At 36.5% G+C, this 12,065-nt stretch carries 12 protein-coding genes; 4 read left to right on the plus strand and 8 right to left on the minus strand.

Annotated elements, in window-relative coordinates; all coding sequences use genetic code 11:
• Positions 1-11 precede the first annotated feature (11 nt).
• Positions 12-1,094: a DegT/DnrJ/EryC1/StrS family aminotransferase gene (locus ACZ47B_RS08325; protein WP_464894085.1), complete on the plus strand. Its 1,083-nt coding sequence runs from the start codon at positions 12-14 to the stop codon at positions 1,092-1,094.
• A gap of 79 nt (positions 1,095-1,173) precedes the next feature.
• Here ACZ47B_RS08325 and ACZ47B_RS08330 read toward each other — a convergent pair whose 3' ends face one another.
• Genes ACZ47B_RS08330 through ACZ47B_RS08365 form a run of 8 tightly spaced genes read right to left on the minus strand, consistent with a single transcriptional unit; the run spans position 1,174 to position 10,134 of the window.
• Positions 1,174-2,682, minus strand: coding sequence for an NADH-quinone oxidoreductase subunit N (locus ACZ47B_RS08330; protein ID WP_464894086.1), 1,509 nt, complete (start codon positions 2,680-2,682; stop codon positions 1,174-1,176).
• A 1-nt stretch (position 2,683) separates the two neighbouring features.
• The gene (locus ACZ47B_RS08335) at positions 2,684-4,159 is read right to left on the minus strand and encodes a complex I subunit 4 family protein (RefSeq protein ID WP_464894087.1); all 1,476 of its coding nucleotides are present in this window, start codon (positions 4,157-4,159) and stop codon (positions 2,684-2,686) included.
• 4 nt (positions 4,160-4,163) lie between these two features.
• Positions 4,164-6,047 (minus strand): NADH-quinone oxidoreductase subunit L, encoded by a 1,884-nt coding sequence (gene nuoL / locus ACZ47B_RS08340; protein ID WP_464894088.1) that lies wholly within the window; start codon positions 6,045-6,047, stop codon positions 4,164-4,166.
• Positions 6,044-6,361, minus strand: coding sequence for an NADH-quinone oxidoreductase subunit NuoK (gene nuoK / locus ACZ47B_RS08345; RefSeq protein WP_464894089.1), 318 nt, complete (start codon positions 6,359-6,361; stop codon positions 6,044-6,046). The genes nuoL and nuoK overlap by 4 nt, the downstream gene beginning before the upstream one ends.
• Positions 6,358-6,852 (minus strand): NADH-quinone oxidoreductase subunit J family protein, encoded by a 495-nt coding sequence (locus ACZ47B_RS08350; RefSeq protein ID WP_464894090.1) that lies wholly within the window; start codon positions 6,850-6,852, stop codon positions 6,358-6,360. The genes nuoK and ACZ47B_RS08350 overlap by 4 nt, the downstream gene beginning before the upstream one ends.
• Positions 6,852-7,358, minus strand: coding sequence for a NuoI/complex I 23 kDa subunit family protein (locus ACZ47B_RS08355; RefSeq protein WP_464894091.1), 507 nt, complete (start codon positions 7,356-7,358; stop codon positions 6,852-6,854). The genes ACZ47B_RS08350 and ACZ47B_RS08355 overlap by 1 nt, the downstream gene beginning before the upstream one ends.
• Positions 7,355-8,638 (minus strand): complex I subunit 1/NuoH family protein, encoded by a 1,284-nt coding sequence (locus ACZ47B_RS08360; RefSeq protein WP_464895717.1) that lies wholly within the window; start codon positions 8,636-8,638, stop codon positions 7,355-7,357. Before ACZ47B_RS08360 ends, ACZ47B_RS08355 begins: the two co-directional genes overlap by 4 nt.
• Positions 8,638-10,134, minus strand: coding sequence for an NADH-quinone oxidoreductase subunit G (locus ACZ47B_RS08365; RefSeq protein ID WP_464894092.1), 1,497 nt, complete (start codon positions 10,132-10,134; stop codon positions 8,638-8,640). Before ACZ47B_RS08365 ends, ACZ47B_RS08360 begins: the two co-directional genes overlap by 1 nt.
• A 484-nt stretch (positions 10,135-10,618) precedes the next feature.
• On the opposite strand from ACZ47B_RS08365, the gene ACZ47B_RS08370 reads away from it, so the two are divergent.
• From ACZ47B_RS08370 to ACZ47B_RS08380, 3 genes are all read left to right on the plus strand, one after another.
• Positions 10,619-10,957 carry a P-II family nitrogen regulator gene (locus ACZ47B_RS08370; RefSeq protein WP_464894093.1) on the plus strand — a complete coding sequence of 113 codons (339 nt, stop codon included), beginning with the start codon at positions 10,619-10,621 and terminating at the stop codon, positions 10,955-10,957.
• 62 nt (positions 10,958-11,019) lie between these two features.
• Positions 11,020-11,442: a FecR family protein gene (locus ACZ47B_RS08375; RefSeq protein WP_464894094.1), complete on the plus strand. Its 423-nt coding sequence runs from the start codon at positions 11,020-11,022 to the stop codon at positions 11,440-11,442.
• 9 nt (positions 11,443-11,451) lie between these two features.
• On the plus strand, positions 11,452-12,051 hold the full coding sequence (locus tag ACZ47B_RS08380; protein ID WP_464894095.1) for an OmpA family protein: 600 nt from the start codon (positions 11,452-11,454) through the stop codon (positions 12,049-12,051).
• Positions 12,052-12,065 lie beyond the last annotated feature (14 nt).

Raw genomic sequence — 12,065 nt, forward strand, 5'->3', positions numbered from 1 at the left:
AAGGGTAAAACATGATTAAGTTTTTAGATTTAAAAAAACAATATGAAACAATTAAGGATGAGATTGACAAAGCCATTTTTAGTGTAATAAATGACAGTGCTTTTGTAGGCGGCAAGTATGTTAAAGAATTTGAAAATAATTTTGCAAAATATTTAAAAATAAAAAATGTAATCGGTACGGGAAATGGAACAGATGCACTTGAAATTGCTTTATGGGCTTTGGATTTACCAAAAGGTAGCGAAGTTATTGTTCCAGCCAATACTTTTGTAGCTACAAGCGAAGCAGTAAGCAGAAGCGGATTAAAAGTCAGATTTGTTGATTCAAACAAATATTATCAAATAAATACAAAAAGCATTGAGCAAAATATAAATCAAAATACCTCGGCAATAATTGCCGTACATTTATATGGACATCCTGCCAATATGAAAAAAATAAACAAGATTGCAAAAAAATATAATCTAAAAGTGATTGAAGACTCAGCTCAAGCTCATGGTGCTAAAATCAATGGAGTTAAAACAGGAAGCTTTAGTGATATCGCAACTTTTAGTTTTTATCCAGGTAAAAATTTAGGTGCTTTTGGGGATGGTGGCGCAATTGTTACAAACAGGGATGAATTAGCAAATAGAATTAGAATGTATTCAAATCATGGAAGAAGCAATAAATATTTTCATGAATTCGAAGGAAGAAACTCAAGACTTGACGGAATTCAATCTGCAATTTTAAATGTAAAACTTAAATATTTAGATAATTGGATAGAAAAAAGAAACTATGTCGCAAATAGATATTTAAATGAGATAAAAAATCCAAAAATAAGGCTGCCAAAAGTTGCGGATAATGTCTTGTCAGCCTGGCATCTTTTTGTAATACAAGTAGAAAACAGGGATAATTTTAGAAACTATTTAAACAAATACGGTATTCAAAGCGGTATTCACTATGCAATAGCTCTGCCAAAGCTAAAAGCTTACAAAGAACAAAATTATAATTTTAAAGCCTGCAAGGAGGATAAGTATTTGATATCTATCCCGATTGGAGAACATTTAAATGACAGTGAAATAAGCAATATTATACAAATCATAAATAGGTACAAGGACTAAAAAAATACAAGACTACTCTTTTTAATATTACTCACAGGGTAGCTCCTTGTCATAGAAATACCCAATACTATAACAAGTATTATTTAAACGGCAAAAGCAGTGAGTCGTATGATATCTGAGCCAGATTTATCAAGAAGTCAACTCCGGGGATAAAGAGCACATGGGAGTTTCCCAATCCGCCCCATAGTATCAAAAGAGCTACCAAACCAATTATCTTTGGACTCAACCCTTGTAATTTGGGAGCATTTTTCATTTGAGGTCTTTCATAAAAATACATCACAGCTATAAGTTTGAAGTAGTAGTATATAGATATGAAAGTTGCCAAAATACCTATGATAGAAAGTACGTAGTTGTGGGCCTCTATAGCCGAAGTAAATATATAGAATTTGCCTATAAAACCCATAGTGCCGGGTATACCTGCAAGTGAAAACATAAAAACTGTCATCATTGCCGCCATATAAGGATGGTCTTTGGCAAAACCTTTAAAATCATCATAAGTGATCCTAAGCCTCTCATCAGAAGTAATATATGACAAAAGACCAAACGATCCAATGGCTGACAAAAAGTAAGCCACAAGATAAAATATGATAGATGTTGTCGCCTTTACACCGACTTCCTGAATGGAAGAGATCGCTATAAGCATATATCCGGTGTGAACTATACTTGAGCTAGCTAGCATCCGCTTTATACTTCTTTGTATGGTCGCCAAAAAACTTCCATACGCTATGGTAAGTATGGTCAACCAATAAAAAAGTTGATGCCACGTATATGAAATAGTATCAAAATCAACCACCATAAGCCTTAGTAAAAACCCAAATATAGCTATCTTGAAAGTTGCTGCCATAAACCCGGTAACAGGCAGTGGTGCTCCTTCATACACATCGAGCGTCCAAGATTGAAAAGGAAAAGCCGAAATTTTAAAAAATATAAGCATTATAATCGCCGCTCCGCCAAGTTGTGCCAACGAGAGATCCGAAGTCTGATGAGAGGACAGGTAGATACCGATACTGCCCAATATCGTAGTTTTTGTTTTCAAGTACACCAAAAGAGAGCCCAGGAGATAAAAAGAGCCTGCGAATGCGCCCAGGGTCATGTACTTGAAAGCAGCTTCGATTCTTCTGTTGTTGGCTCTATTGAATCCCGTCATAACATATATACTCAAGGATGCTATTTCCAATGATATGAAAGCTGTTATAAGCTCATTGGAGTGTACCAGCATACTCATACCAAATATACTAAAAAGTAGCAGTGCAAAAAACTCTCCTCTAAAGTAATCCCTTCTTTCAAAATAGTGCTTGCTTACAAGCATGGTAAAGATACCACCGCTTACAAGCATCAAAGTAAAATATGAAGAGAGGGAATCCGCTATATACATTCCGTGAAAAACCGAAGGAAACGGTTTTTGAGAGTATAGTTTACCAAGATTCAACAAGCCCGTAATAACTGCGACAGCCAAAAATCCCATCGTAGTCAGTGCAAATGTCTGTATCTTTATATGTTTAAAACCACTCATTATCATCAAAACGATCCCGCCGGTACTCAAGGCGATTACAGGTAAAAAATAAAGAAGGTGTGACAAACTATCCATCTTACATCCCTATCTTTAAAATATCATGCAAATAATAATAAATGGTCGGTTCGATTTTCAATGTGAAAAGATCCGGATATACACCCATGACGATGATGACCGCTGCGATAGGAAGAAGTCCCAAAACTTCATAATATGTCAAATCTTTCATCTTTGAAGTATCGTTCGAGGTATCTTGAAGTACAGCTCTTTGAAACATCCAAAACATAAATGAAGCAGCCACTATGACCGTGGTAGCCGAAACTATACCCACCGAAAGAGATCTTTTAAATGAGCCCAATATGATCATAAACTCCGCAACGAACCCGTTTGTTCCGGGAAGTCCCACTATACTAAAAAGAAATATCGCAAAGAAAACGGTAAAAAGAGGAGCTATTTTGGCAATTCCTCCCATTTTTGAGATGTTGAAAGTTCTAAGATAAAAGTGAATTTTGCCAACAAGCAAAAAAAGACCTCCTGTTGCCATTGCATGGGCTATGACCAAAAACAAAGCTCCTAGCATACCGTACTCGTTTAGAGTAAATATACCTACAACGATAAAACCGAGGTGAGACGCAGAGGAATATGCAAACATCTTTTTGATATTATCCTGCATGAGAGCTGCTATACCGAAGTATATAAGTCCAAAAAGCCCAAGCCATACAAAAAATGACGAATACTCTTTAAAAAGATCCGGAAAAAGCGGCATAACAAAACGAATGACACCGTAAACACCAAGCTTTGCCATAAATGAAGAAAGCAGGAAAACTCCTCCTGTAGGAGCATTTTTATAAGTCTCCAAAAGCCAGCCGTGAAAAGGGAACAATGGTATTTTGACCATAAATGCTATCATAAATGCCCAAAAAAGCCAGAATTTTTCCGTAGGGGATAGTATCGTTATCTTGGCTAAGTCGATAAGTTGAAAACTCCAAAGATCAAACTCATTGTGAAAAGCTATACCTAGATACAAAATAGCCAAAAACATAAATAAAGAGCCGCTTATGGTATAAATGGTAAATTTCAAAGTAGAGTAAACCTTTTCCTCATGTCCGAACATTCCTATGATCAAAAACACAGGCAAGACCATGGTTTCCCAAAAAAAGTAAAAAAGTATCAAATCCAAAGAGAGCAAAGCTCCAAGCATACCGCTCTCGATGAGCAGCATACTTATCCAGTACCCTTTGGTTCTCCCTTCCCATAGCAAAAGATATCCTGAGGGAACAAGCACAGCTATGAGTATAAGTATTACAAGGGAAAATCCGTCAATTCCGACATAGTAACTAATACCATAGCTCTCTATCCATGGATGATATTCTATAAATTGCATATAAGAAACGGGTTCAAAGTCCAAGAAAACTTTAAACGAAAGCAAAAGTATCACTATACCGGTTAAAAAAGCAAAGTTTCTTGTCGTTTTGGCATCAGCTTTTGAAATCATAAGTATAAAAGCCATCGCCATTGGCGTAAATATGATATAACTCAGTATTCCTACATCCATCTTTTTATCCCATCACATATATCAAATAAGTAAAAAATGCACTGGCTCCCAGAAGCATGGAGAATGCATAAAACCTTACATTGCCGTTTTGCAATACTGAGATAAGTTCACCCATATTGTAAAATGATTTGGCAAACATCATAACGGTTCCGTCTATAAGTCTTCTGTCAAAAAACTTACCTATAAAGTCGCTGAGCTTTTGTAAATTTTTTACAAAGAGAGCATCGTATATCTCATCTATATAAAATTTGTGATAAACAATACCAGAAAGTCTTACTTCTTTACTTAAGTCGATAAACGCAAACTTTTTATAAGCCACGTAGATTCCCGCAAGCACGACAACAGTGTTTATGCCCATCAAATAAAATTCTACCGCATGGGAAGTTTCTATATCTTTGTCTCCAAGCATTGAAAGCCAATGGGCTACCATATTGCTACCTCCGAGGATCTTTGGCACCCCTATAAACCCGGCCAACAAAGAGCCTATGGCAAGAGCTATGAGAGGATATGTAACTAGCATAGAAAGCGGTAGAGGCTTTGCTCTTTTGTTACTTTTTGGAGCAATAAAAACCGTAAAAAACAGTCTAAACATATAATAAGCCGTCAAGCCTGCAGTAAAAAGCTCGACAAACCATATAATATAATGCTCTGAAGCGAATGCGCCAAATAAAATCTCATCTTTGCTGAAAAATCCGGCGAACGGAAATATACCGCAAATCGCCAAAGTAGCCACTAAAAATGTATAATATGTTATCTTGGAAGCCTCTTTCATCCTACCCATATGAAATATATCTTGTTCATGGTGAAGTTGAAGTATCACTGCACCTGCACCCATAAACAAGAGTGCTTTAAAAAAAGCATGGGTAAATACATGAAACAGTCCCGAACTGTAAAAGCCAAGGCCGACAGCTACGAACATATATCCAAGTTGTGATATGGTTGAATATGCCAAAATCTTTTTGATGTCTCTTTGTTTCATGGCTATAAGTGCTGCAAACAAAGATGATGCGGCACCTATGATGGCTATGAGCTCTCCGATACTTGGAGTTAGAGTATATAAAAAGTGAAATCTTGACACCATATAAACACCGGCTGTTACCATGGTAGCCGCATGTATAAGAGCAGAAACCGGAGTAGGTCCAGCCATTGCATCGGGAAGCCATACATAAAGCGGGATTTGGGCTGATTTACCCATGGCGCCCACAAAAAGAAAAAATGCTATAAAAGAAAGAACGGGCTTGGGGATAGATGTGATATGCTGCTCTAAAGACGCATAGTCAAATCCGTTCATTCCTATATATACAAAAAGAGTGGAAAGACCGATAATAAACCCGAAATCACCTATCCTGTTTACTATAAAAGCTTTATTTCCGGCTATGACATTTTGAGCGTCTTTATAGTAAAAGCTTATCAACAGGTATGAGCAAAGTCCGACACCTTCCCATCCGAAAAACATTACTATCGGATTATCACCAAGCACCAACAGGAGCATCATTCCCAGAAAAAGGTTGAAGTATGAGAAAAATTTTCCGTATCCCTCGTCACCTTTCATATATCCTGCCGCATATATATGTATGAGCCATCCTATGAAGGTGACAAACAGCGCCATGAAGATAGACAAATGGTCAGCCAAAAATGCGATACTTATATCAAAGTGTGCAACTTTGAGCCACTTGAAAGCAACATACCTCATATCGCTTGAACCATTGTCCAACTTTAAAAAAATCATCCAGGTATATATAAAACTAACCAAAGGTGTGATAAGTGCGATCGCTGCAAAAAAAGTATCTTTTATCTTTTTTATCTTTATGCTGTAAAGATACATTATACCCAGCACGAAAGAACCAAGTAGCGGCGATAAAACAATCCACAAAAGATATATATTCATGATTTGTCCCTGTGTTGGGATAGTTTATTGAATATATCGGCATCAAGAGAGCCTTTTCTTTTATATAAAAGCACAACCAGCGATAAGAATAAAGCCGCTTCTGCGGCACTTATGGCTATGATCATCATGGATATCACCTGAGCATCCTGTGAGTGAAAATATCTTGAGGAGGATATAAACATAAGATTGATGGCATTTAGCATAAGCTCCAAAGACATATAGATAACAAAGATATTTCTCCTTGAGATAACACCTACTACTCCTATGGAAAATAGTATCATACTAACAAATATGGCTCCAAAAAGACTCATCATATCTTCCTTTTTGCAAATACGATAGCACCGATTAAAGATACTATCAAAAGTATGGATATAAGCTCAAACGGAAGCAGCCAATCTTTATATAAAATCATTCCCAGGGCTTTCACACCGCCAAAACCATCAGCCAAAGTGGACATATCCCTTTTTGGCAACGTCATAACAGCTTTTAGTATTGCTACATCTATAGGTATGATAAAAAATGCCGATATGAGCATATTTCTTAGTTTGTTAGGCTCTTTTGGCAGATTTTCTTCTTTGATATTTAAAAACATTATGATCAAAAGCATCAAAGTTATGATAGCACCCGCATAAACTATGATCTGAACCAAAAACAAAAATGAAGCACTAAACAGTGCAAAAAGTCCGGCAAGTGCAAGAAGAGTTACTATAAAACTAAGAGCACTCGTCATCGGCTCTTTTGCATATACCATGCTTAAGGCGCTTGCTATGGCAAAAAATGACAAGATTACAAATATAGCTTCCATTATTTCTTTTCCTTGAACTCTTTATTTGCCAAAAGTTTCTCTTTTGTAAGGACAAAATCCTCTCTCTTTTTACCTATAAACGAAAAAATGCCGGTATCCATCCTAATGGCATCACACGGGCATGCCTCCACGCATTCCCCGCAAAACACGCACTCAAGCAGATCTATATCGAACTTTTTGGGCTCTTTTTCATCTATGCCGTCAACTCTTTCTTTTGCTTCTATAAATATACACTCAGCCGGACATGCCGTAGCGCACATAAAGCAAGCTACGCATCTTACACTCCCGTCATCTCTGTGGGTTAGCCTGTGTACACCTCTGTATCTACTTGTTATATCTTTTGGTTGTTCTTCAGGATACCACACAACCCTTAAGTTATCCGTATCTTTTAAATTTTTTACGAAATGTGAAAAAGTAACTTTCATACCTCCCAATATAGCAGGTAGATAAAGTTTTTCTTTTAGAGTATCGCCGTTTCTTGGTATTTTTTTGATTTTTATACTCATAGCCCCAGCCCCACAACTACCAAAGATGTTATAAAAAGATTGGCTATGGATATAGGAAGCAGATACTTCCAACACAAAGTTTGAAGTTGATCATATCTAAATCTTGGAAGCGTCCACCTAACCCAGATATAAACCAAATTCATAGCAAAAAGTTTTATTACAAATGTCGCAAACTGTAAAAGCGCAGTTAAAACCGCAACTACATTTGGAGTTTTAGCCGCAAGATTTAGGTACAAAAGCAGTGCTATCAGTATCACATTTAGCCCTATGATAACTTTTGCAAGCACCGCACTCTCTTTGTTTCTTTTATCATCGGCTTTTTTCCATCTGTTGTTTTTGTACATCCATTTTATAAATACATAGCTTAGTATCGGCAAAAGCAAAATAATCACATATGAAACTATACTTATATGCTCTTTGAGAGCTTGTGTAGATAGCCATGGTATATTATATCCCCCAAAAAACATACTCACTATAACACCGCTTGAAGCGCTCATGGCAACATACTCTCCCACAAAAAAGAGTCCGAACTTCATCGCTCCATACTCTGTATGAAACCCTCCTACTATCTCACTCTCTCCTTCGGCCAAGTCAAACGGCGTCCTGTTGGCCTCGGCAAAAGCCGCAACTATGAAAGTTATCGCCGCAATCGGTTGAAGCAAGATGCCCCACTCCGGTATAAAACCAAAAAGAAGATGGCTCTGTTTTATCGCCATTTCATTTAATGATATAGTTCCATATATCACTATCATGGTAACTACCGAAAGTGCCATGATAGGCTCATAGCTTATAGTGCTGGCACTTGCTCTCAAGCCTCCTAAAAGACTGTATTTGTTGTCACTGCTCCAACCTGCAAGTATGATGCCATATACACTAAGTCCTGCGAAAGCCAAAAACCACACTATACCCATATCGGTCGGGAGAGCTTGAAGCATATATGTTTTGCCGTTTATCACCAGGTTATCTGCAAACGGAATGACACTGAAAGTCAAAATAGCACAAAAAAGAACGATGGTAGGTGCCAAAGAAAATAAAAATTTCTTTTTTATGTGAGCGGGGATAATATCCTCTTTAAAAACAAGCTTGAGCATATCGGCAAAAGATTGTATAAGCCCACCGAGTCTAAAGCCTCCTATGTTGCACCTGTTGGGTCCTGATCTATCCTGTATAAAACCGGCGACCCTTCTTTCAAGCCAAACCAACACCGGCACACCACCAAGAGACAAAACAACGGCTATGAGTATATTTATGATAACTATGCTAACTCCAAGTGCGCCCATCACTCTATCACCAGCTGATGCCCGTCACTTTTTAAAAGTGCTAAGTTAATGTTTTTAAAAATTTCACTCTTATTTAGGTACTCTTTCCAAACTCTGTTTTCATCCATATATTTATCTTCCACTATGCTAAGTATCTCTATGATAGTAGGGGGCTGAAGCTCTTTATGTACTATCTTATCACTCTTTTGCAAAATCCAATCACAATTTATATAAGAGCCCACTTTTTCATAAGTTGAAGCTATCGGTATATTCAATGCAAATTTTTCAGTTTCTGCTTTATGGGTAGTCAGATATATAACTTTTTTATTCTCATATATATCTTGCTTAGCGATTTTATGTGAAATTATTATGATATTGTCATACTCTTTTACGGTTTTTTCCAAGTTATCATCTATACTTATATCAAGTAATTTTATACTGTTTATATTGGATGCTTTCTCTTTTGTTTTTAAAATATCATCTTCAAAACTTTCATCAATATACTCTTTTATAGAAGTTGCAAGTTTAAGCTCTCTTTTTTTAGCCCAAACTTTTATATATGCAAGCTCCTCAAGGGAGAGTGAAGGCGAGACGATAACCAATGAATTTTTTTCAATAGCATTGGAAAATTTATCGATACTCTCTTGTAATTCTATCTCTTTAGAGTTATAAAGTGGGACAAAAAGTCTATCATCATTCTCTTTTTTATAAGAGTATCTGCCATAATCACATATAAAAAATCCATTTACCTTATCATTTCTTCTGGGTTTAAATCTATAAACTATATCATCTTGGTATTTTGCTTTGTCATGGCCGACTCTCAGGTTGCATCCACGTGAACACTCCATACATATACCGTTACCATGAGATAAAAACCATACTCTTTTTTTAAATCTAAAGTCTCTATCTGTGAGTGCACCTACAGGGCAAATATCCACTACATTTCCGGCATAGGGATTTTCAAACTTCTCTCCCGGAAATGTGGTGATGACAGACTTATCACTTCTTTTTTCCACTATCAAATCATCTGTTTTTGTATAAATCTGGGTAAATCTTACACATCTTTTGCAAAGTACGCATCTCTCTTGATCGAGCATCACTTCACTACCGAGATGGACATGTTTTTTTGCTTTTACTTTCGGGGTATCAAGCCTGCTTTCATATAAACCAACTTCCATATAGTATTCTTGAAGTTTACACTCGCCGGCTTGATCACAAATAGGGCAGTCTATGGGGTGATTGATAAGCTCGAGTTCTAAAATACCTCGCTTGACTTTTTCTATCTTTTCACCCTTGGTTCTTACTGTCATACCGTCTTTGACTATGGTATCGCAGGCTATCTGGGGTCTTTTTTGTCCTTCGATTTCAACCATGCACATTCTGCAGTTTCCATCAGGGCCCAAAGCTTCGTGGTAGCAAAAATGAGGTACGGATATACCGTTTTTGAGCATTACATCTATCAGCAACGCTCCTTCATTGACTTCAATATCTTTGTTGTCAACATTTATAGTAAGCATAATTCCTACTTTTTACTAGCGCAACCACTAGTGTTTTTATCGTATAATTCTACACTCAAAAAACTTTAACAAAGCTGTAATATTTTTTAAATATATATTAAAATATAATCTTTTAATATTAATAACTGATGTTACGCACCATATATAATTTTAGACAAGACAAGAAGGCGTTATATGCAAGGCAGATTTTCGAAAGCCTAACCGTAGTTAAGGTGAGAAATTCTAACGCAGCAGATAATGCCTTATTGTCTTGCCCTTTGGGTGCTTTTGCAACACTCCCTTACGGCGTTAGAAAGTTTCAAGTTACAGGAAGTAGCTTTTCAACTTTCTGCCTTGTAATGAAATGTTGCAAAAAACATCTAAAACTATATATGGTGTCTAACATCAGTTATAAAAATAATCTATACATAATTTTTTGCATTTATTAAAAATAAATATAAAAAATTGTAAAATATCACAAATTATTATTTTCAGGAGAAACAGTATGAAAAAAATCGAAGCAATCATAAAGCCTTTTAAACTTGAAGATGTCAAAGATGCTTTGGGCGAAGTAGAAGTAAGTGGTATGACTGTCAGTGAAGTAAAAGGTTACGGAAGACAACAAGGTCATAGTGAACTATACAGAGGTGCGGAGTATGTAGTTGATTTTTTACCGAAGATCAAGATAGAGATTATAGTAAAAGAGGATGATGTTGACAAAGCCGTCGACGCCATCATCAGATCAGCCAGAACCGGCAAGATCGGTGATGGAAAGATATTTGTAAGTCCGGTTGAAAGAGTCATAAGAATCAGAACCAACGAAGAAAATGAAGAAGCCATATAAATAAAAACATTTTAGAGCCGATTTATTTAGCAAACTCAAACCAATCAAACCAAAGGAGTCTGATGTCAAAGCTTATAGTATCATTTATATTGTTGAGCGTATCAATTTTTGCAGCCAATATTGCGATAGTTAAAAAAACCAGCGGTGAAGCTTTTGTAAAAAGAGATACAAATATGATCGTTCTAAAACCGGGAGTGAAGCTTTTTGAAGGTGATATCCTGGTCACAAAAAAAGATGGTAAAGTAGGGATCATATTTGATGATGGGACATTGCTTTCTCTTGGAGAAAACAGCATCTTGGATATAAACAAATATATCTTTAAACCTGCAACCAATGATTTTGATATAGACCTTGATATGAAAAAAGGTGTTGCCGCTTTTCAGTCGGGTAAAATAGGGAAACTTTCACCCAAATCCGTAAAATTTAGAATTCCCGAAGGCACTATCGGCATAAGAGGTACCAAATTTTTGGTACAGGTTAACTAGGATCTGCATATGGAAGCTGTAGTTATATTAACCTGGATAGGTATGTTCTTAGCATCGATCACCCACCATTCACCTGCTTCAACGATAGTTCTTTTAGACAACAACAAAACCCATAATGCCATAGTCGTCAAAACGGATGCAGGAAGCACTGTCATAGACAAACCCGGAGAGTATGTCACCCTTGTATCCAAAAAAGAACCTCCAAGCCAGAAAAAAATGATGAATGAGACGATTATCGAAAAAAAGTTCAAAGGTGTTTTGACAGCCTTGCCTCCAAAGCCGATTCATGTACTTTTATACTTCAAGAACAATTCAAACAAACTAACCGAGGCATCTCTAAACAAACTACCTCAAATTCTACAATACATAAAAGAGAGATCTCCTTGTGACGTAAATATCATAGGACATACAGATACAAAAGGGTCACAAAAATACAATGTCAAACTTGCCATGAAAAGAGCACAGATGATTAAAAAATGGATTGTTTCTCAAGGTGTAAAAACAAACAATATAAAAGTACAATCCTACGGTGAAGCAGATCCACTTGTTGATACAGGCGATAATGTATCCGAGCCTCTAAACAGAAGAGTGGAGCTTCTTATAAAATAAAAGTGAAGAAAAAA

This window comes from Thiofractor thiocamini, from assembly GCF_055384375.1.

Coding starts and splice junctions, on each gene's coding strand:
- nuoL (WP_464894088.1), bottom strand. CDS start 6,047: ATGAATATATATCTTTTGTGGATTGTTTTATCGCCGCTACTTGGTTCT.
- ACZ47B_RS08360 (WP_464895717.1), bottom strand. CDS start 8,638: ATGGGCGCACTTGGAGTTAGCATAGTTATCATAAATATACTCATAGCC.
- ACZ47B_RS08335 (WP_464894087.1), bottom strand. CDS start 4,159: ATGGATGTAGGAATACTGAGTTATATCATATTTACGCCAATGGCGATG.
- nuoK (WP_464894089.1), bottom strand. CDS start 6,361: ATGATGAGTCTTTTTGGAGCCATATTTGTTAGTATGATACTATTTTCC.
- ACZ47B_RS08350 (WP_464894090.1), bottom strand. CDS start 6,852: ATGGAAGCTATATTTGTAATCTTGTCATTTTTTGCCATAGCAAGCGCC.
- ACZ47B_RS08380 (WP_464894095.1), top strand. CDS start 11,452: ATGGAAGCTGTAGTTATATTAACCTGGATAGGTATGTTCTTAGCATCG.
- ACZ47B_RS08330 (WP_464894086.1), bottom strand. CDS start 2,682: ATGGATAGTTTGTCACACCTTCTTTATTTTTTACCTGTAATCGCCTTG.
- ACZ47B_RS08355 (WP_464894091.1), bottom strand. CDS start 7,358: ATGAGTATAAAAATCAAAAAAATACCAAGAAACGGCGATACTCTAAAA.
- ACZ47B_RS08370 (WP_464894093.1), top strand. CDS start 10,619: ATGAAAAAAATCGAAGCAATCATAAAGCCTTTTAAACTTGAAGATGTC.
- ACZ47B_RS08325 (WP_464894085.1), top strand. CDS start 12: ATGATTAAGTTTTTAGATTTAAAAAAACAATATGAAACAATTAAGGAT.
- ACZ47B_RS08365 (WP_464894092.1), bottom strand. CDS start 10,134: ATGCTTACTATAAATGTTGACAACAAAGATATTGAAGTCAATGAAGGA.
- ACZ47B_RS08375 (WP_464894094.1), top strand. CDS start 11,020: ATGTCAAAGCTTATAGTATCATTTATATTGTTGAGCGTATCAATTTTT.